Source organism: Rahnella sp. BCC 1045 (genome assembly GCF_019049615.1).
GTDB lineage: Bacteria > Pseudomonadota > Gammaproteobacteria > Enterobacterales > Enterobacteriaceae > Rahnella > Rahnella contaminans.
In genome coordinates this window covers 17,745-37,419 of the sequence record NZ_JAFMOZ010000114.1, presented here as the reverse complement: position 1 = coordinate 37,419, position 19,675 = coordinate 17,745, and the positions used below count along the sequence as shown (strand labels likewise).

The 19,675-nt window shown below is 55.6% G+C and carries 19 protein-coding genes; 6 read left to right on the top strand and 13 right to left on the bottom strand.

Annotation, left to right across the window (positions count from 1 at the left end):
• Positions 1-4 precede the first annotated feature (4 nt).
• The 5 genes from nei to pxpB are packed head-to-tail and all read right to left on the bottom strand — an operon-like array spanning position 5 to position 3,790.
• Positions 5-799, bottom strand: a complete 795-nt coding sequence (nei, locus tag J1782_RS07710) for an endonuclease VIII (RefSeq protein ID WP_165059469.1) — start codon at positions 797-799, stop codon at positions 5-7.
• Positions 799-1,449 carry a pyroglutamyl-peptidase I gene (pcp, locus tag J1782_RS07705; protein ID WP_165059467.1) on the bottom strand — a complete coding sequence of 217 codons (651 nt, stop codon included), beginning with the start codon at positions 1,447-1,449 and terminating at the stop codon, positions 799-801. The genes nei and pcp overlap by 1 nt, the downstream gene beginning before the upstream one ends.
• A gap of 25 nt (positions 1,450-1,474) precedes the next feature.
• Positions 1,475-2,212, bottom strand: a complete 738-nt coding sequence (gene pxpA / locus J1782_RS07700) for a 5-oxoprolinase subunit PxpA (RefSeq protein WP_217152815.1) — start codon at positions 2,210-2,212, stop codon at positions 1,475-1,477.
• The gene (gene pxpC, locus J1782_RS07695) at positions 2,202-3,131 is read right to left on the bottom strand and encodes a 5-oxoprolinase subunit PxpC (RefSeq protein ID WP_152326485.1); all 930 of its coding nucleotides are present in this window, start codon (positions 3,129-3,131) and stop codon (positions 2,202-2,204) included. The genes pxpA and pxpC overlap by 11 nt, the downstream gene beginning before the upstream one ends.
• Positions 3,125-3,790, bottom strand: coding sequence for a 5-oxoprolinase subunit PxpB (gene pxpB, locus J1782_RS07690; RefSeq protein ID WP_217152814.1), 666 nt, complete (start codon positions 3,788-3,790; stop codon positions 3,125-3,127). Before pxpB ends, pxpC begins: the two co-directional genes overlap by 7 nt.
• Before the next feature lie 228 nt (positions 3,791-4,018).
• Here pxpB and J1782_RS07685 point away from each other — a divergent pair, with 228 nt between their 5' ends.
• Positions 4,019-5,473, top strand: a complete 1,455-nt coding sequence (locus J1782_RS07685; protein WP_165059461.1) for an MFS transporter — start codon at positions 4,019-4,021, stop codon at positions 5,471-5,473.
• On the opposite strand, the gene J1782_RS07680 is transcribed toward J1782_RS07685, so the two are convergent.
• A complete protein-coding gene (locus J1782_RS07680; protein WP_152326482.1) occupies positions 5,470-6,213 on the bottom strand; it encodes a type 2 GTP cyclohydrolase I in 744 nt (247 codons plus the stop codon). The genes J1782_RS07685 and J1782_RS07680 overlap by 4 nt on opposite strands.
• A 120-nt stretch (positions 6,214-6,333) precedes the next feature.
• On the opposite strand from J1782_RS07680, the gene J1782_RS07675 reads away from it, so the two are divergent.
• The 3 genes from J1782_RS07675 to J1782_RS07665 all read left to right on the top strand — a co-directional run bounded on the left by J1782_RS07675 (position 6,334) and on the right by J1782_RS07665 (position 8,549).
• Positions 6,334-7,626: an FAD-dependent oxidoreductase gene (locus J1782_RS07675; protein ID WP_371819751.1), complete on the top strand. Its 1,293-nt coding sequence runs from the start codon at positions 6,334-6,336 to the stop codon at positions 7,624-7,626.
• Positions 7,623-7,895, top strand: coding sequence for a ferredoxin family protein (locus J1782_RS07670; protein ID WP_217152812.1), 273 nt, complete (start codon positions 7,623-7,625; stop codon positions 7,893-7,895). Before J1782_RS07675 ends, J1782_RS07670 begins: the two co-directional genes overlap by 4 nt.
• 87 nt (positions 7,896-7,982) lie before the next feature.
• On the top strand, positions 7,983-8,549 hold the full coding sequence (locus J1782_RS07665) for a glycerol-3-phosphate responsive antiterminator (protein ID WP_101075745.1): 567 nt from the start codon (positions 7,983-7,985) through the stop codon (positions 8,547-8,549).
• Here the strand turns inward: J1782_RS07665 and J1782_RS07660 are convergent.
• From J1782_RS07660 to J1782_RS07640, 5 genes are all read right to left on the bottom strand, one after another.
• Positions 8,546-9,505, bottom strand: coding sequence for an electron transfer flavoprotein subunit alpha/FixB family protein (locus tag J1782_RS07660; RefSeq protein WP_217152811.1), 960 nt, complete (start codon positions 9,503-9,505; stop codon positions 8,546-8,548). The genes J1782_RS07665 and J1782_RS07660 overlap by 4 nt on opposite strands.
• Entirely contained in the window at positions 9,502-10,284 is a 783-nt protein-coding gene (locus tag J1782_RS07655) for a hypothetical protein (RefSeq protein ID WP_217152810.1), read from the bottom strand. The genes J1782_RS07660 and J1782_RS07655 overlap by 4 nt, the downstream gene beginning before the upstream one ends.
• The gene (locus J1782_RS07650) at positions 10,281-11,630 is read right to left on the bottom strand and encodes an MFS transporter (RefSeq protein ID WP_165059453.1); all 1,350 of its coding nucleotides are present in this window, start codon (positions 11,628-11,630) and stop codon (positions 10,281-10,283) included. The genes J1782_RS07655 and J1782_RS07650 overlap by 4 nt, the downstream gene beginning before the upstream one ends.
• Before the next feature lie 138 nt (positions 11,631-11,768).
• Entirely contained in the window at positions 11,769-13,223 is a 1,455-nt protein-coding gene (locus J1782_RS07645) for an FAD-binding oxidoreductase (RefSeq protein WP_217152809.1), read from the bottom strand.
• Positions 13,224-13,291: 68 nt separating this feature from the next.
• Positions 13,292-14,077, bottom strand: coding sequence for an SDR family oxidoreductase (locus J1782_RS07640; protein ID WP_152326474.1), 786 nt, complete (start codon positions 14,075-14,077; stop codon positions 13,292-13,294).
• A 319-nt stretch (positions 14,078-14,396) separates the two neighbouring features.
• Here J1782_RS07640 and J1782_RS07635 point away from each other — a divergent pair, with 319 nt between their 5' ends.
• Complete coding sequence (locus tag J1782_RS07635; protein WP_217152808.1) at positions 14,397-15,686, top strand: nitrate/nitrite transporter; 1,290 nt, start codon at positions 14,397-14,399, stop codon at positions 15,684-15,686.
• Between the two features lie 13 nt (positions 15,687-15,699).
• Positions 15,700-17,163, top strand: coding sequence for an FGGY-family carbohydrate kinase (locus J1782_RS07630; RefSeq protein WP_254302972.1), 1,464 nt, complete (start codon positions 15,700-15,702; stop codon positions 17,161-17,163).
• 47 nt (positions 17,164-17,210) lie between these two features.
• Here the strand turns inward: J1782_RS07630 and J1782_RS07625 are convergent, their stop codons facing one another.
• The gene (locus tag J1782_RS07625) at positions 17,211-18,194 is read right to left on the bottom strand and encodes an MBL fold metallo-hydrolase (protein WP_152326472.1); all 984 of its coding nucleotides are present in this window, start codon (positions 18,192-18,194) and stop codon (positions 17,211-17,213) included.
• A 35-nt stretch (positions 18,195-18,229) separates the two neighbouring features.
• Positions 18,230-19,669: a deoxyribodipyrimidine photo-lyase gene (phrB, locus tag J1782_RS07620; RefSeq protein WP_165059443.1), complete on the bottom strand. Its 1,440-nt coding sequence runs from the start codon at positions 19,667-19,669 to the stop codon at positions 18,230-18,232.
• Positions 19,670-19,675: the final 6 nt, after the last annotated feature.

The window sequence follows — 19,675 nt, the reverse complement described above, 5'->3', positions numbered from 1 at the left end:
TTCATCACACCTGACAAACCGGGCACCAGAAAAATGGCCGTGATGACACGCTGGATTTCGCTATCGGATCGCCACAGCGCTCGCAGGGTTTCCCCGTCCGCCCGAAAACTTTAAAACGAAACAGCGCACCGTGATGCACATTTTCATCCATTGTACCGCGCGTGGCGTAGGACAAACGCGCGACGGACAAACAGGCATCGGCCAGTGCATCCAGCTCTGCGTCATTCAGTTCATTCGGTTTATGGTCGGGCAGCAATTTTGCCAGCCACAGAATTTCCGCCCGCAGATAATTTCCTAATCCGGCCAGAAATGCCTGATCAAGCAACATCCCGCCGAGCTGACGGTTGCGGAATTTCGGCGAAAGTAACCGCTCACGAACCTGAGCGACGGTCAGGGTTTCATCCAGCACGTCCGGCCCGATACGTTGCAGGAACGGATGATTTTCAATTTCCGCCGTATCGTAAAGCCCGATCTCAGACGCGCTGTACAGCAAGATCGCCGCATCCGTGGTTTCGAGTTTTACCCGCAGCGAACGCTTGGTTTCCTTCGGGGTTTCACCGGCCTGAATAACCCGCCAGACGCCATAAAGCTGGTTGTGGCTGTAGAGCGTCAGGCCATTGGAAAAGTGCGTCAGCAACGCTTTTCCGCGGGTTTCAATCGCCGTAATTTTGGTACCACGTAATGCGGACTGGTAAGGCTTCAGATTAGGGAAAGCAAACCAGACATCCGTGAGCGGCTTGTTCACCACCGCAGCTGCCAGCAAATCGGCAGCGCGGCGGATTTCAGGACCTTCAGGCATCAGTGAGTCGCACCCTCGGCAATTTTCAAATCCTGCTCAGTATGCAGCGCGATAGCAATTGTCAGCTCAAGCGCATTCAGCACAGTGTGAACTGACATACTCGGCGCGCCCGGATGCTTCGCCGCCTGCTCCGGCAGATAAGGAATATGGATAAAACCGCCCTTCACCACTTTGCACGACGGCTGGGCAAGACGATGCAGCAGGCCATACATAATGTGATTACACACATAGGTGCCTGCCGTTTGCGAGACAGAAGCCGGAATACCGGATTCGCGTAACCCGTTCACAATGGTTTTGATCGGCAAGGTGGAGAAATACGCGGCTGGGCCGTCGGCGACAATCGTCTCATCCACCGGCTGATTGTTATCGTTATCAGGGATACGCGCATCGTTGATGTTTATCGCCACGCGTTCGATGCTGAAATCACTGCGACCGCCCGCCTGCCCGACGCAAATCACCATTTCAGGCTGCACTTCATCAATAGCGACATTCAGCGCGTCGATAGCTTTGCCAAACACGCACGGCAACTGGCGAACCACAATTTTCGCCCCGGACAGCTCCAGATCGCCCAACTGCTTCACCACTTCCCAAGACGGATTAATTTTTTCACCATCAAACGGCTCAATACCGGTGACTAAGACTTTACGCATAGGTATTCCCCTGATTTTGCTGAAGTCAGCCTGCGCTGACCTGAATATCCCGCTCACCAAACGCTTCGCGCAGACGGCGCGCAAAGGTCAGTGCATGCTCACCATCACCGTGAAGACAAACGGTGTCGGCCTGCACCGGCACCCAGACGCCTTCGCGGCTGAGTACTTTCTGTTCCCGCACCATCGCCAGCGTCTGATCCAGCGCCAGTTCATCGCTCTCAATCATCGCATCCGGCTGGCTGCGCGGCACCAGCGTGCCGTTACTCTGATAACGCCGGTCGGCAAACACTTCCTGCCGCGTTTGCAGCCCGAGACGTTCACCGGCCCGGATAAGTTCGCTTCCCGCCAGCCCGACTAAACGAAGGGTCGGGTCAACGTCATACACTGCGCGGGCAATGGCATCCGCCAGCAGCGCGTCGCTTGCCGCCTGGTTGTACAACATGCCGTGCGGTTTTACATGCACCATTTTGCCGCCTTCGGCGCGGGTGATCGCAGCGAGTGCGCCGAGCTGATACACCACCTGCGCATACACAGTTTCCGGCGGAAGTTGCATGGCCGTCCGTCCAAAGTTCTCGCGATCCGGAAAGCTCGGATGCGCGCCAATCGCCACTCCGTATTTCAGCGCCCAGCGCACGGACTGCTGCATGGTCTGCGCGTCTCCGGCATGAAAACCGCAGGCGATATTCGCCGAACTGACGAGCTGTAAAAGCGCCTCGTCGTTGGCGCAGCCTTCACCCAGATCGGCATTCAGATCAACGACCATGCAGCCCCCGTTTCACCTGTTCAATAAATAATGTCTGTTCACGCAGCGCTTTCTGCGCTTCTTCCGGCGTGCATTTTACAAAGTGAATTGGCTCGCCAAGGCGGATTTGCGCCAGATTGTACAAATCGGCCTCGATTACACAGGCAATGCGCGGATAACCCCCGGTGGTCTGCGCATCGGCCATCAGCACAATCGGCTGACCACCGTGCGGAACCTGCACCACGCCGGGAAGCAGCCCGTGGGAAAGCAGCTCGCGGTCGGTTTCGCGTTTCAGCACATGCCCGTGAAGACGATATCCCATGCGGTTACTTTGCGGGCTGAGCTGCCAGGCGGCGCGCCAGAACTCTTCGCGCGACTTAGCGCTGAACTCCTGATATTCCGGCCCCGGCAAGGCACGAATGCGGTTGCCGAACAGCAGTTGTTTAATGCCGCCGGAATGCTTCGGCTGCCGGTATGAGTCACCGGTGGGCAGCTGATCGCCGTCCTGCAACTGACGCCCCTCAAAACCACCAAATCTGGCTTTCAGATCCGTACTGCGTGACCCCATGATTTCCGGCACATCAATGCCACCGGAAATCGCCAGATAGCTGCGCATCCCGCGCGCGGGCATTTTCATGGTCAGAATCTGACCCGGCTTCACCGGATAGTTCCAGCCGGTCCAGATTTCTTTGCCGTCGAGCTGCGCATGGCAACCTGCGCCGGTCAGCGCAATCCACCCTTCGCGGTGAAACTCCGCGCTGAACTGGCCCAGCGTGATTTCCAGACCGGCGGCATTTTCGTCATTGCCGACCAGCAGATTGGCAATCCGCAACGCCGGTGTATCCAGCGCACCGGACTGGCTGACGCCCTGCCTGCGATACCCGTTGCGCCCCAAATCCTGAACGGTGGTAAACATCCCTGCGCGTAAAACCTTCAACATACGCCCTCCTTTTGTGGCACGAACCGTACGCTGTCACCCGGCAGGAGCAATGTCGAAATTTCACGCAGCGGATCAAACATCACCAGCGGCGTTTGCCCGATCAGCTGCCAGCCACCCGGCGTAGCGAGCGGATAAATGCCGGTCTGGCTGCCGCCGATCCCGACCGAGCCTGCGGGTACAGAAAGACGCGGTTCGCCGTGGCGTGGTGTGGCGAGTTTCTCGGACATACCGCCCAGATACGGGAACCCGGGCTGGAAACCCAGAAAATAGACGGTGTAATCAATGCCGGAATGCAGTGCCACAACGTCGCTCTCAGACATACCGGTGTGGCGCGCGACATTCCCGAGATCCGGCCCGTGCCCGCCGCCGTAAATCACAGGGATCTCAATTAAACGCGATTCAGGCACGATGGCCTCGCTCTCTTCCCACCAGGTTTGCAGGCGCTCAATCGCGTCCAGCGCAGAACTCTGGGCATCGGTCAGAAGAACGGTCAAATTATTCATGCCAGGAATGACTTCACGTACGCCGGGATAGGCAGCACGATCCTGCAAACGCTGGGTCAGCCCCCAGATCCGTTGCTGGCTTGCCAGCGACACCGGCGGTTCCAGTTCCAGCACTACTGCGCGTTCACCTAGCAGATAACATCGTGCTCGTTGCACTCAGGCACTCCTTAAAGAAAGGTTGTGGATCATCAGGTTATTCAGCAACTCAATGAATCGAAACTTACTCTCTGTTATGCGTGAAACTGACCGGACATGTCAACCTGTCCGCCCGTGCTTTCCCGGCTTCAGGGTTTCCCCCGCCGCCTTCAACTGCTACTCTCAGAAATGTTGCTGTTTTTTTTAGCGTTTGGATAACGCTTTCGCCACAAATGAAAGGGAGACGTCGTGAAAAAGCCACTGGCCTTATTTTTTCCGCTCTACACCACCACATTACTGATGCTGTTGGGTTCCGGCCTGCTCACTACCTACATTTCCCTGCGCCTGTCGGCGATTAACGTCAGCGGCGCGATGATCGGTGCCATCATTGCGGCGAACTACATCGGGCTGGTGATTGGCGGCAAAGTCGGCCATATCCTGATCGCCCGCGTCGGGCACATCCGCGCCTACGTATCCTGTTCCGGGATTATCACCGCCGCCGTACTCGGTCACGGCCTGACCGACATTATCCCGGTCTGGGTGGTGCTGCGCCTGATCATCGGTCTGTGCATGATGGTGCAATATATGGTGCTGGAAAGCTGGCTCAACGATCAGGCCGAAGCGAACCAGCGCGGGGTGGTCTTCGGCTTTTATATGGTGGCGTCGTATCTCGGGATGTCGCTCGGTCAGGTCGTTCTGATGCTCAACAGCGATTTAGGCGTCAGCACACTGATCGTTATCGCGCTGTGTTTTGCGCTGTGTCTGGTGCCGATTGCATTAACCACGCGCACCAACGTCGGCCATATGTCTCCCGCGCCGATGGAGCTGAAATTCTTCATCCGTGCCATTCCCAAAGTACTGGCGATCACGCTGGTCATCGGCATGGTGGTCGGTTCGTTCTACGGTATGGCACCGATTTACACCAGTCAGCAATCGCTCACTACGCAGCAAACCGGTCTGTTTATGGCGCTGGCGATTTTCGCCGGGCTGCTGGCCCAGTTCCCGCTGAGCTGGCTGTCTGACCGCTATAACCGCAACATGCTGATGCGGATTAACGCCATTTTGCTGGCGCTGACGGCGCTGCCCCTGGCGCTGTTCAGCCATATCTCTTTCCCGCTGCTGCTCGGCATCGGTTTTATCGTCAGCCTGATGCAGTTCACGCTCTATCCGCTGGTGGTCGCGCTGGCGAATGACATGATTGAGCCGGAGCGGCGCGTTTCGCTTTCCGCCTGTTTGCTGATGGCATTTGGCGTCGGTGCCTGTATCGGGCCGTTAGCCGTTGGCGCGCTGATCCAGCCGCTGGGCGGCAATATTCTGTATGCCTTTTTCGCACTGTGCGGCGCAGGCATTGTGGCGTTAAGCCGTACATCCAAGAAAGAAGAAGAAACGCAAATGGCGGTCGATGCACCCGTTCCGCACATCGCTATGCCGGACAGCCTGAGCAGTTCACCGCTGTCACCGGCGCTGAATCCGGCGTTTGACGAACAGATGATTCAGGACACCATGCCCGCCCCCGAAAACGTGGTTGAACCGGTTATCGGAGAGACAAACGAAGAGCCCGTCGAGGAAGAAGAGGAAAGCAAATATCCACCGCAGGGTGCAGACCCTGAAGTGGATACCGGATTACAGCGGGCATTTACGCTGCTGGAAGACAGCGTTTCAGAAAATAGTGTTGCCGAAGAAACAACCGAAAAGAAAAATTAAGCCGGGTTATCGATGTCGATAAACATCACATCTAACCCGTGCTCATTTTGCAGCCATTCGCCCAGCGCTTTCACGCCGTAACGTTCTGTGGCGTGATGGCCAGCAGCGAAGAAATGCAGCCCCATCTCGCGTGCGATGTGAATGGTTTGCTCAGAAACCTCACCGCTGATAAACGCATCCACGCCAAATTCTGCCGCTTTCTGAATATAGCCCTGACCACCGCCTGAACACCACGCCACACGACGGATTTCCGCCGGTGCATTTTGCGCACTGTGCAGAACGCTGCGATCCAGAATTCTTTCGATGCGCTGACGGAATTCGTTGCCGCTAAGCGGCGTATCGAGCTCGCCATACGGCAGCAGCAACGCGATTTCACCCTGTACGGTAATGCCAAACAGTTTCGCCAGCTGCGCGTTATTGCCCAGCTCCGCGTGACCGTCGAGCGGCAAATGATAGGCGTACATATTGGTGTCAGTCGCCAGCAACGTTTTAAGACGGTTGCGTTTCATGCCGCGAATTTCAACCGGTTCGTCTTTCCAGAAATAACCGTGGTGAACCAGAATCGCATCGGCTTCAACAGCGATGGCGGCATCCAGCAGATCCTGAGAAGCCGTCACGCCGGTCACGATGCGCTGCACATTGCTGCGGCCTTCGACCTGCAAACCGTTCGGCGCATAATCTTTGTAGTTGCTGATATCCAGTTTCTGGTTAATCAGCTTTTCAAGCTGGAAATTGTTCATGGAGTTTCACTTATCTGTCATGGCGAATGCAGCAGATAATATACGACAACGCCAGTCCTGCTCAAAATCAATGACGGGAACTGCCGGATTGTTATTCTGGTTTCCTCACTTTTCAACGGACTGAAGAAGATGCAGGAAAATGATTGCGACGTCATCATCGTCGGCGGCGGAATAGCCGGTTGCACCAGTGCATTGCTGTTAGCCCGCGCTGGCCTTAGCGTTATTTTGCTGGAAAGAGGCGCACAGGCGGGAAGCAAAAACAGTTCCGGCGGGCGCATTTATACACATACCCTTTCACAAATCCTGCCCGATTTCGCGCAAAGCGCCCCGCTTGAACGCCGCGTAACGCAGGAAAGGCTCTCAATGCTGACAGGCGACAGCATGACAACGTTGGATCACCGGCAGACTGCTGACGCCGCATGCTCATGGACCGTATTGCGTGCGCGGTTTGATCCCTGGCTGATGGAACAGGCGCAGCTCGCCGGTGCGCAGTGCATTACGGATACGCAGGTCGAAGGGTTGATGAAGCAAGGGAACCGCGTGACCGGCGTCAGAATCGGCGATGACCCGCTGACTGCGCGCGCCGTTATTCTGGCGGAAGGGGCGAATTCGCTTCTGGCGCAACGGTGTCTCGCCTCGCCAAAACCCTCTGCGGAAAACATGGCTACGGGCGTGAAAGAGGTGCTCGCGCTGCCGCGTGAAAAGCTGGAAGAACGTTTCGGGCTGGAAGGCGATCAGGGCTGCGCATGGCTGTTTGCGGGGCAGCCGACCGCCGGAAAAGTCGGTGGCGGTTTTCTGTATACCCATCGAGACACCCTCTCGCTCGGTGTGGTCTGCAACCTTTCTCAGCTCAGCGATAGCGCGCGCAGCCTGCCGCAGATGCTCGACAACTTCAAACAACATCCCGCCCTGCGCCCGTTACTTAAACAGGCTGAAGTCATGGAATACAGCGCGCACATGATCCCCGAAGGCGGGCTGAATGCCCTGGCACCGCTGTCCGGCGATGGCTGGCTGGTTGCCGGTGACTGCGCCGGTTTTTGTCTGAATGCCGGGCACACGGTTCGCGGAATGGATCTGGCGATGATGTCTGCGCAGGCTGCGGCCGTAACGCTGATTCATGCGCACCGGAAAAGCGATTTCAGCGCCGCCTCACTTTCCCTATACCGCGAGCATTTGCAGCGCAGCGCGCTGTGGCCGCTGATGACGCAATACCGCCATTTGCCCGCCGATTTACTCCGTTCGCCGCAGGCTTTCAGCCGCTATCCGCAACTTTCCGCTGATCTGCTGCACAGTCTTTTTCACGTCGGCGAACAACCGTCCGTGCCGCTTCGCCGTTTACTCTGGCGTCATGCCCGCCGTGCCGGGTTGTGGCAGTTACTGAAAGACCTGCGTAAAGGAGCGCGTAGCCTGTGAACCTGAATGACAAACTCGCCAAAAATTACTATCAGCCGGAAAATACCGCCCACATCGTGGTGGCTGGCAACGCGCAGCAAAGTGCGCTGAAGATCCTGCTGAATGCCTGTCCGGCCGGGCTTTACCGGATGAACGAAGCCGGAGAAATCACCTTTGATCCGAACGGCTGTCTTGAATGCGGCACCTGCCGCATTGTCTGCCACGACGAGGCGTTTTCCCTCTGGCGTTATCCGGCTGCCGGTTGCGGTGTGACATTTCGGTTCGGGTAAAACTCTGGGAGGTGGCGCGGGGTTGTAAACACGGAAAGCTGCTATGTTTTCAGTTGCATAACATTACATTTCAACGGAGCTTCTCCTGTGTCTATTTTGCAATTATTGAATCAACACCCGGTCATCGCCGCAGTGAAAGACACTGAAAGCCTGAACGCCGCCCTGCTGTCGGACTGCAAAATCATCTCAGTGCTGTACGGGAATATCTGCAATATCGGCGCGATTGTTCAGCGGATCAAAAAGGCTGAAAAATACGCGTTTATCCATGTCGATCTGCTGGACGGCACGTCCAATAAAGAGATCGTGATTAATTTTCTGAAAATCGTCACCACGGCAGATGGCATCATCAGCACCAAAGCCTCGATGATCAAAGCCGCAAAAGCGCAGGGATTTTTTGGTATTCACCGGATGTTTCTGCTCGACTCGATTTCATTTCACAACATCGATAAACAGGTGGCGCAGTCGAACCCGGATTGTGTGGAAATCTTGCCGGGCTGCATGCCGAAAGTGCTGGGCTGGGTATCGGAGAAAATCGATCTGCCGATTATTGCCGGCGGGCTGGTATGTGATTTAGAAGATGCAACCAGCGCGCTGAACGCCGGTGCCGTGGCCGTTTCCACCACCAACACCGGCGTCTGGCAGCTGAAATTCTAAACGCTGGTGCAGGAATAACACGCGGCGAGCGCAGACAAAACATCATCCAGATCGTCCACAATGCCGACGTCCGCCTGCGCAAAAATCGCGGCATGCGGGTCGGTATTGATTGCCACGATAAACTCACTGCGATCAATGCCTGCCATCAGCGCCGCGGCACCTGACGCTCCGGCCACGATGCACACGTCGGGCGCTGCGACCACGCCGGAAATCCCCACCATCCGCGACATCTCACACCAGGCATTCATCGCCACAGGACGGCTGCATCCCGGCTCTGCGTGGATTTGCCGGGCGAATGCCTCCAGCCGCCGCACTTGTTCCGCGCTGCCCGCTCCCTGCCCGATCACCAGAACGGCGGAGGCATTATGCAAACCGTTATCCGGCAGTTGCGGTTCCTGCTGAAAATCCACCAGCCAGCCAGCTGGCGCAGACGGCGCTGAAAAATCTGTTTCTTGGGCGTGAACTGGCGTGGTTCGCGCGGTTTTCCCGCCCGTTGCCGCCACCGAAATACACAGCGAAGAACCGTTCAGCGTTCGCGTCGCCCACATCCGGCTGCCGTACGCGGGCCTGACCACACGCCAGTGTGTTTCACTTCTTTCGGCTTTAACGACGCCGGTTCCACTGACACCACCGATCCGGTACGCCAGCCGTGTGGCCAGTTCGTCCGCCGCTTCACCGCTTGCGCACAGTAAAAGTTTTGCCGGACGCTGATCAAACAAAGCCGTCAGTGCCTCTAGCGCCGGTTCTGCCAGGCCGTTTTCGGGAAGCGAAATCCAGACGATATGCCGCACATCGCAGGCCATTTGCGGTAAAACATCCGGCTTATCTGCGTCATACAACAACCACATCTCGGCGGAACCGGATAACATCGGATTCGCGCGGAGAAAATCATTTTGCATCTGCGCCTGCGACAAAAATCCCCGCTGGCGGCAGTCAAGAATAATAGCGATGTTCATCGGTTTCCCCGCGATTTCAGGTAACCGGTATACAGCGTCAGGGCTTTGTCCGCCGGGCTGCCGCCTTCGATGATCATTGCGCCGCGTCGCGCATTTCTCAGAGCCAGCGTAACGACCGGCACCGGCGGTAATTTCGCGAGCGATTCTGCCCGCAGGACATCAAGAGGTTTGCGCGCCGCCGCCAGTTTTTGTTTCAGCGTCGGAATACGCAACAGGCGATCCTGCGCAGCCTGCCCGGCGACCAGCACTACCGGCAGCCGCACAGTGAGTGTCTGCACCGCTTCCGGCGTTTTCCTGACGACGCGCAACAACGTTGGGTCTTCAGCGCGCCTGATATCGCAAACCTGCGTGATACACGGCCAGCCCAGCATTTCCGCCAGCAGCGGCCCGGTTTGCCGGTTCTGCCCTTCACTGCTCTGCGGGCCTAAAATAATCACCCCGGTTTTTTCGTCCTGATGATGGAAACCGGCAATCAGCACAGCGATGGCTTCGGGATGAAAACGCAGATCCTCAGCCCCTGCGTCAATGCGCACCGCGCGCTGAAAATCCAGCGCCAGCAACGTTTTCAGCACCGGTGTGGTCTGTTCGCCGCCGACGGTGAGCAATGTCAGGCTGGCGTCGGTGAGGCTCAGGGCCATGTCTGCCGCGCTCTGGTCAAATCCGCTCAGCTGCCAGCGGGCAAAATCATAGGAAATGCCCTTTTGCTCAGCCGCCTGCCAGTCGCTGGCCGAAAGCATCGATAAATCCGGTTCCACTTTTACGCACACAACAATATTCACAGGCCATTTCCTTGTTTCGCCACGGTAAGCGGTGAAGACGCGCCGACCAGCGTCATTCCTTTAGTTTCCGGTGCCCAGAGAATCGAAATGACCGCGCCCAGCAGCAATATTCCCGCCAGCAGCAGCGTGGTGTTTTGGATCCCCAGCGTCAGCACGGAAACCGGCAGTAAACCGGTGCCGATAGCCGAACCGAAACGGCTCATCGACGTCGCAAATCCGACGCCCAGCGAGCGGATATCGGTGGGGAAACTCTCAGCCGGAAACACGCCGACCAGATTGCTGACCGCTGAAATAGCCAGTGTGAACAGGGCAAACAGAAAGAGCGTTAATCCGGCATAGCCTTCAGGAAGTACGCTCATCACAGCGAGACAAAACGTCAGCAAAAGGAACGAGCCAATCAGAAAGCCGCGTCGGGAGCAGGTCACCGTCAGGCCAATTCCGGCCAGCGAGCCCGCCACCAGCAAGGTATTGAGAAGCAAATCCGTGCTCAGGCCGGGCGTCAGGCCAATGAGGGCGATAATGGCGGGCAAAAATGTATAAATCGCAAAATACGGCACCACCAGACAGACAAAGAACAGGCTGTTAAACGCCGTCCGCCGCCAGTATCTGGCCGAAAAAAGGGTTTTAAGATGATGCGAAGTCGCCACGGCGATCTCATCGTTAAGCGTGACGTTCGGGCCAAAACAGCGCAGCACCACGCGATGCGCCGCTGCGAATTGCCCTTTTTGCATCAGCCAGCGCGGAGATTCCGGCGTGCCGATGCGCAGCAACATAATCAGAACCGCCGGGATCGCCGATGAGGCCAAAAGCCAGCGCCAGGCGTCCGGGCCGAAATCGGCCATCAGATGGCCGGTCAGCGTGGCGCTGACGTAGCCGAGCGTCCATATCACGCTGAAAGAACCGAGCAAAATGCCCCGGTGTTTACGCGGGGAAAACTCCGCCAGCATGGTGTGCCCGACGGAATAATCACCGCCCAGCCCGATACCCACCAGCACGCGCAGCCAGAACAACTGTTCCGGCGTCTGGGCAAAAAACTGACCAACAGAGGCCAGCGTGATGATGATAAAGCTGTAATTAAAAATTTTCTGGCGGCCAATATGATCGGATAACCATCCCAGAAACAGGCTGCCGATAAACAGGCCAAACAGCGCGGAACTGCCGATCAGCCCCTGCCAGAACGGCGTCAGCTGCATTTGCGGCGTGAGCTGAACCAGTGCAAAACCAATCATGCCGAGCACATAACCGTCTGTCAGATGCGCGCCGAAAGTTAGCCCGGCCATTTTGATGTGAAAGGCGTTGAGCGGGATGTCATCCATACTGACCTGAACCGTTTTATCTGCGGCCATGTTTCGCTCCGTGTCGGGTGATGCTCATTATTCTTCCCTTTTAAGAAGGGAAAATGGGGGGTGAACTCAAACTGCATAGCCGCCAGCCAAGCCCCCCTCCTAACACCTCCCCCTTCACAGGGGGAGGTGTAAATCACATTATTTTTCAATCGGATAAATTGTGCCCGCATTCATGATCCCTTTCGGGTCGTAAACGTCTTTCAGCGCCTTCAGAATGTAGTAGGCGCTGCCGTGCTCATCTTTGGTCCAGTGCGTGCGGTGTTTGCCGATGCCGTGGTGATGTACCATCGAGCCGCCCTGTTTGATGGTTTCCTCGACAATAATTTTGTTCAGCGGATTGTGGTACTTGTTGATTTCCTCTTCCGGCTTGCAGTCCATCACGTTGTAATCGTAGACAAAATACATGTTGGTGCCGTTGATATAGCTGTGAGAGGAGTGACCGCCGAGCATGGTGATATCGTCCGCGTGCGGGAATTCATCGCTAATGCGGCGAATGACATTTTCATAAATAGTGTGAATGCTCGACCAGTCCCCGGAGACTTCCGTGGTGAAGCCCATGTTATTGGTCTTCAGGATTTGCTCGCGCTCTGCAGCCACTTTTTCCGGGCCCCAGTTCAGGTGGTTAAACCAGCGTTCGATGAGCGCGCTGTCCACTTTCTGACATTCCGGATGCTGCGCCACAATCCCTTCGATGCCTGCACCAGTCGCCCGCGCAATGCCCGGCGTCCCTTCGGCCATGAAGATCAGCACGCATTTACCGTCAGCGAAATGCGTAAAATGCTGGCTGCCGTCTTCGGCGTCATACAGACGGGCAATGGACGGACGATAACCGTCAACCATCACTTCACGCAGAATGTCGAAACCGGTTTGCATGTTTTCCAGCGTATAACCGTAGAACAGATTATTTTCCGGCATGTATTTGAAAATTTTCACCGTCACTTCAGTGATATAGCACAGCGCACCTTCGTTACCGATAATCACATGGCGGATATCCGGCCCGGCCGCCCGGCGTGGCACGTTTTTGATGCGGGTGATTTTTCCGTCCGGGAACACCGCTTCCAGCCCGACCACCATGTCTTCAATGGCACCATACAGCGTGGAAAACTGCCCGATGCTGCGCGTGGCTACCAGGCCGCCCATCTGCGCCAGCGGCTTGGACTGCGGCGAATGTCCGGTGGTGTAACCCTGCGCACGCAGCTGATTTTCCAGCACTTCCAGCGGCACGCCGCACTGCGCCGTCGCCTGCATATTGCGGATATCGATTTTGACGATTTTATTCAGACCGGAACCGTCGAGCACCACCGAGTTTTTCACCACGGTTTCCAGCCCGCCTTCAGTGGCGGATGCGCCGGTACGCGGCACGCAGTTAATTTCGTGTTTATTCAGAAACGCCAGCACGTCGGATACCTGCTGCGTGTTGTGCAGCTTCACGACCGCCGCAGGCAGTGGCAGCGTGAAAACGTTATGAATATCGGCATACTTACGGAAGCGATCGACGCTGTTTTTCTTCAGCACTTCCTCATCGGTAATGACCTGCGCCGGACCGACGATCTCTTTTAAATGATCAACAATGGCTTCACGGGATAACGACATAAATAATCCTTATTTCTTCAGTAAATTTAAATCAGACTCAGGAACCACCCTGAATACGCATAACAAAATTAACGGACTAAATAACCGCCATCGACAACCACAAGGTGTCCGTTAACATAATTTGACGCGCGACTGGCTAAGAAGACCATTGTCCCCATTAAATCCTGGGTTTCTCCCCAGCGGTTTGCCGGAATGTGATCTAATACGCGCTGATTGGTGACCGGGTTTTTCCGGGTTTCAACCGTAATATCGGTGGCGTAATATCCCGGCGCAATCCCGTTGACCTGAATGTTATATTGCCCAAGTTCGTCGCAATACGCTTTGGTAAAGCCAGCCAGCGCATGTTTTGTGGCGGAATAAGCCGGAGACCATTGCCCGCCCAGATATGAGAACAGCGAACAAATATTAATAATTTTCCCTTCATTTTTAGGGATCATGATTTTCGCGGCTTCATGGCTTAATTCGAACGCCGCGGTCAGATTTATATTAATCATCGGATCCCAGTCTTCACGACCAAAATCCAGCACTTTATTGAGCTTACAGATCCCGGCGTTGTTGACCAGAATATCCACCGTGCCGAAGGTTTTCAGACATTGCTCAATCACACGCGCCGGTGCGCCTTTCTCGGTGATGTCTACCTGCATAAACTCAACGCGACTTCCTTGCAATTCAATCAGTTCACGCGTTTCGCCTTTGTCCATAATGAAACTCGGAATAAACAAATTGGCTCCGGCCTTGGCCAGTGCGACCGCAAAGGCCTGGCCCAAACCACTATTTCCGCCAGTGACGATGGCCGTTTTTCCTTTCAGAGAGAAGAAATCCAGTGAAAACTCATTCAGCGCGTTCAACGACATGGTGAAGCTCCTTACCTGAAAAAATCCAAAAAAAAAGAGAAAAGCAATCTTCCCCGGAAATAAAGGGAAGCTACTTTTCTCATCGGCTCTAGTAACTGGCTTTAAGGTGTACCATGTTTAATTAGCCGGATTCCGTGAGCAGACTCACAAAAAACTCGTTTAATAATTCTGTGAGATTTCTCACGGTAAATTAATATTGCGGCATGCTATTACTATTCTCAGTTACCAGAGATCAAGAGAAAAGTAACTTCCCTCCTGCGGGGAAGTCTGCTTTTCTCTTTTTTTTTGCCTTAATCCGCTAAAAATACAGGGCAGCAATATGGAACCTTCTAATTTTCGTCGCTGGCTGACGCTGGCAATAATAAGTATCAGCGGCGGTGTCAGTTTTGATCTGGCTTACTTACGTTATATCTACCAAATACCCATGGCAAAGTTCATGGGATTTTCCAATACCGAAATAGGGTTAATTATGAGCACATTCGGTATTACGGCGATTATTTTATATGCACCCAGCGGAATTATTGCCGATAAATTCTCACACAAAAAAATGATGAGTTTTGCCATGATCGTCACCGGCCTGCTGGGCTTATTAATGGCCGTCTATCCGCCATTCTGGGTGATGATCGTCATTCAGGTGGCGTTCGCCATTACCACGATTTTAATGCTGTGGTCCGTTTCCATAAAAGCCGCGTCGTTGCTCGGAAATCACGAGGAACAGGGCAAAATTATGGGCTGGATGGAAGGCCTGCGCGGGGTCGGCGTCATGGCGCTGGCGGTCTTTACGATGTGGGTCTTTTCCCTGTTCGCCCCGGAAAATCCTGCCAGCCTGAAAGCCGTGATCCTGATTTACAGCGGCGTTTATATCCTGCTGGGCGTGCTGTGCTGGTTCTTCGTGCAGGACGGTTTTACGGTCCGCAGCGACGAGAGCGGCACGCAAAAGTTCAGCCTGAAAGACATCACTTCGGTGCTGAAAATCAGTACCACCTGGTATTGCAGCCTGATCATTTTCGGCGTTTACACCATCTACGCGATCCTCAGCTATTCCACCAACTATCTGACGGAAATGTATGGCATGACGCTGGTCGCCGCCAGCTATATGGGCATCGTCATCAACAAGATTTTCCGCGCGCTGTGCGGCCCGCTGGGCGGCATTATCACCACTTATACCCGGCTGAAATCCCCGACCCGTGCCGTCCAGCTATTGTCACTCGTGAGCATTATCACGCTGGTCGTTTTGCTGATAACCAACGCGCATCCCTCATCCGTCTTCATTGGCATCGGGCTTATTTTGCTGCTGGCGTTCGCCTGTTACGCTTCGCGCGGGTTGTATTTTGCCTGCATCGGCGAAGCCCGCACGCCGAAATACATCATGGGCACCACGGTCGGGATTTGCTCAGTGATTGGCTTTCTGCCAGACGTGTTTGTTTATCCGCTGGTCGGCCACTGGCAGGACACCCTGCCCGCCGCCGTGGCCTATCGCAACATGTGGCTGCTCGGCCTGGCGGCCACGGCCATGGTGCTTATTTTTACAGCATTACTGATCAGAAATATCCGCAGCCACGCCGTTCCGGCCGGGACCGCAAAGCAGCCAACACACGAATTCATCTAACGGAGCGTTAAATATGGACAGTTTTTCAATGAACAAAAAATATCTGATGGGCGTGGATGTCGGTACACAAAGTGCAAAAGTGGTGATTTTCGATACGGAAGGCAACGTCATTTGCGAAGGCAAACAGGCGTTGCGAAAACTGGATATCCCCGCGCCGCTGCTGGCTGAACACCCGGACGATGACCTGTGGGATTCCCTGAAAGTCGCCTTCGGCAAAGTCATGGACAACTTCTATGCGCAGGGCGGCGACGCGAGCCAGATTCTGGCGATGGGCGTGTGCGTCATCCGCTGCTGCCGCGTGCTGCTCAAAGGCAACGGCGAGCTGGCGTGGCCGGTGATCAACTGGATGGATAAGCGCCTGAATAAACCTTATCAGCCACTTGAGTGCTACGGCGAGGTGAAATATGTCACGACGACATCCGGCTACATCACTCACCGCCTGACCGGCGAATTTAAAGATACCTGCGCCAATTACATCGGCTGGTGGCCGATGGACAATGACATGCTGGACTGGAGCACCGATCCTGCGCAATGGGAAAGCTGCAACCTGAGCCGCAGTCAGGTTTTCGATGTGGTGAAACCCGGTGAGATGCTCGGCTATCTGAGTGAAAAAGCCGCGCGCCAGATTGGCCTGCCCGCCGGGATCCCGGTGATTGCTACCGCGCACGACAAAGCCGTCGAGGCGCTGGGCGCAGGCACGCTCGAACCGGGTATCGCACTGATTTCGTTGGGCACCTACATTGGCGCGATGGTTCACGGCCACGAAAACGTCAAAAATGCGCAAAACTTCTGGCCGTTCCAGGCGTCAGTTCCGGGGCATTATTTGTATGAATGTATGGGCGTGCGCCGCGGAATGTGGACCATCAGCTGGTTCCGCGACCAGTTTGGTGCCGCCGCGCTGGCCGATGCGCAGGAGAAAGACCTGAGCATCGAAGAATTACTCAACCGTGAAGCGACGAAAATTCCGGCAGGCTGCGAAGGATTGCTGACGGTTCACGACTGGGCACCGCCGTCAGAAGCCGAGTTCCGCAAAGGCGCGATGATAGGATTTGACGGACGCCATACCCGCGCACATATGTACCGCTCAATGCTCGAAGGCATCGCGTTTACCATGAAAAATCATATGGATAAGATGGCGGACGAACTGGGCATACCGTTCAAAGGCCTGATTATTTCCGGCGGCGGCGCAAACAGTGATTTATTCATGCAAATCTTCGCCGACGTGTTTGGCGTACCGACCCGACGTAATCTGATGAAAGGCTCGGCCGCCGTCGGGTGCGCGGTCAACGCCGGAATGGCCGCGGGTGTATTTGACAGCTACGAAAAAGCGACCGAAAAGATGGTGCGGATGGGCGAACATTTCACGCCCGACGGGAAAAATCATCAGCTTTATAACGCACTGAATGCAGACGTTTATCAGAAAATGAATACCCATTTAGATCCGCTGTTGCAGGCGCTGAGCCCGCGGGTGGATTAACGCGATACAGCTCAGAGGGAAACGGCCGTTTCCCTCTTTTTTACCCCCTATTCCAGCGTCAGTCTGTCACCCTGCTGCATCCGGACAAACTTCAGACCCAGATTATTGCCTTTCTCAAGCTGCGCCATGATCTCTTTTTCGGGATCGGCACCGGCTTTCAGGCTGGGTTTGACGTGGCTGATAATTACCGTCAGCCCGTTCAGCGAACCTTCGCCACCGGCGTATTGTTGCAGGTAGCCAAGTTCTTTGAGCAACCAGTCTGGCGTCAGATGTCCGAAAAGTTTGCTGTCGGGCACGCCGTCCGGATACGACGTTTCGATGATTATCCCTTTCAGGCGTTTCGCTTTGATCTCTTCGCCGAGCACGCGCCAGGTGGCGTCGAGGTTTTTCGATTTCTCCACTTCATCCGGACCGGTATCACCGAAGAAAGCAAACGACTCTTTATTGCGGCTGATCAGAATCATGCTCGATGGCGTGCCGCCATGGCTAAGCGGGAAGATGCGGCCATCAAGGCCGGTCAGCCCCAGCGAGAAACGCTGATCGGGGCGTTGCAGATTCAGGCGGTACGTGCCGATGCGCAGGCCGCTGCCGGAATCCGTGAAATTCGGCCAGACGCGACCATTGAAGTAATGCTGACGCAATGTGCCGATAGTGTCGGCGGTGCCGTAAATCGGCTTTTTCGTGTCTTCCGGCGAGCTGATAATCAGCCCGGCCAGATGGTCGAGATGACCATGACTGATAAAATAACCGCCAATCAGATTACGGAAGACCGCGCCCTGCGGCGTCAGCGGGGTGGCGTTTTCTGCCGTCACCTCAGGGAAACTCCCCTTCTCCAGCGCCTTGCGGATCCCCGGTAAAACCGACCCGGCATCCAGCCCGAGATACAGTTTCTGGTCATCGCTGCGCACCAGATATGACGTCAGATTGCCCTCTTCGACGCCGCCGTTAACCCCGAGGGCGATGACATCAAAGCCCGCGGCTGCCGGGTTAATCCAGCAGCCAATCATCAGCGCCAGCAGGTATTTTTTCATCACATCGCTCCTTGTCGTGGTGAGCCTCGATAAGGTCAGCCCTCAGGCTGACTGCGCTTTTTCGCCGCCTCAAACGCCGCCAGCGTGTCCTTGCGGGCACGGGCGTGATCGATAACCGGCAGCGGATAGTCTAGCACGCGATGCTGTTTTTCAGCCCAACGATGCGGTTGATGAATGTCTCGTTCCGGCACATCCGCCAGTTCCGGCAGCCAGGCCTTGATAAAGCGTCCGGCTTTATCGAACCGTTCGCCCTGTGTGGTCGGGTTGAAAATGCGGAAATACGGTGCGGCGTCGGTACCGGTGGAAGCGCCCCACTGCCAGCCGCCATTGTTAGCGGCAAGGTCGCCGTCGAGCAGTTGCGACATAAAATAGCGCTCGCCTTCGCGCCAGTTGATCAGTAAATCTTTCACCAGGAAACTGGCGACAATCATCCGAAGACGGTTGTGCATCCAGCCAGTGGAATTTAGCTGGCGCATCGCCGCATCCACAATCGGATAGCCGGTTTTACCGTTTTTCCACGCCTGCAAATCGTCCGGCGCATCGCGCCAGCGCACGCTGTCAGTCCATTCAACAAAAGGCTGATGTTTGCAAAGCTTCGGCCAGGCGACGATCAGATGGCGGTAAAACTCGCGCCACACCAGTTCGTTCAGCCACCCGAATGCGCCGCCGTCGGTTTTTTCCAGCACGTCGGGGCATTCCGTACGCAGACGGTTAAGGCACTGACGCGGCGAAAGCACGCCAATCGCCAGATAAGGCGACAACGAACTGGTGCCGTCGATGGCCGGTAAATCGCGCTGTTCGAGATAATCCTGCACCTGCTCGCGGCAAAAACTGCGCAACTGATTCCGGGCGGCTTCCTCGCCGATTGCAAAATCATCGCCGATGGCCGCCAGCGGATAATCAAACGGCATCAGTTTATGCATCACCGGTTTTTCTACGTTTTCACGCGCCTGCGGCGCAGGCAGGGAACGGCTGTCAGACTCCGTCAGCCGCGCCAAAAAAGCCCGGCGGAACGGCGTGTAAACCTTGTACATTTCGTCGTTACCGGTGGTGACAGATCCCGGTGGCAACAGCAGGCTGTCATCAAAAGCGTGGCACATGACGGTATCGCTGACCGCTTTTTCCAGCGCCAGATCCCGCTGACGCTCGTTGATTTCATACTGTTTGTTGTAGAAAAGCGCATCAACCTTTTCACTGGCGCAAAAATCTTTCAGCCAGCTCACGCTGTCAGCAAAATCATCACACTGATGGTAATGCAGCGCAATACCGCGCTCTGCCAGGGAATGCTGTAATGCCTGAAGGTGCTGGTAGATAAACGTCGCCTGACGCGGCGCCATCTCGTGCTGTTTCCACTGCTCCGGCGTGGCAATAAATATCGCGATCACGCGCGCCTGCGGATCCTCACAGGCGGCGTGTAATGCACGGTTATCGGTAATGCGCAGATCGTTGCGGAACCAGACTAAATGCGTGGTCATAACTGT